Origin of the sequence: Bacteroides caecigallinarum, assembly GCF_021531075.1 — a bacterium.
Lineage (GTDB): Bacteria > Bacteroidota > Bacteroidia > Bacteroidales > Bacteroidaceae > Phocaeicola > Phocaeicola caecigallinarum_B.
Genome location: NZ_JADYTJ010000153.1, coordinates 1 through 540, shown reverse-complemented (window position 1 = coordinate 540; position 540 = coordinate 1). Strand labels below are relative to the sequence as shown.

Genomic DNA, 540 nt, shown 5'->3' with positions numbered 1-540 from the left:
TGTTTTCATGATTTTTATGTTCCTGTTCTGTTTATTTTCCACGCAGACGCCCTCCGATATTTCCCAGTCCGGAACCTGCGGCACCGGCTGCAAATCCTCCGGCCTTGGTCGCGGTACGGTTGATGTTTCGGTTGTAGTTTCCGGCACCGCCTGCCTGCACAATCCATCCGGCCACGGTCGGCACGGTAAAATATCCGATGATACCTATCAGCATGAAGATCACATATACCGAATTGGAGTTGTCCAGCGAATAGTTCGGATTGTTCTGGAGCTCCAGGATGTCGTTCTGCAGCATAAGTACCTGAATCTTGGCCAGCATACAGCTGAAAAGGTCACTCACGGGAAGCCACAGATAGACGGATATGTAACGTGTGAACCACTGGCTGAGCGTGGACTGGAAACCGTCCCACACGCTGAAGGCAAAGGCAATGGGACCAAGGATGGACAATACAACCAGAAAAAAGGTCCTTACCGTATCTATAAGCAGGGATGCCGCGGCAAAAAGCAGTTCCAGCAGACTGCGGAAGGCGTCCCGGATAT

The 540-nt window shown here is 51.5% G+C and carries 1 pseudogene; it reads right to left on the bottom strand.

The annotated features are described in order from the left end of the window. Positions 1-31: 31 nt before the first annotated feature. Positions 32-540, bottom strand: a pseudogene (locus tag I6E11_RS14830) (conjugative transposon protein TraJ); the annotation flags it as partial.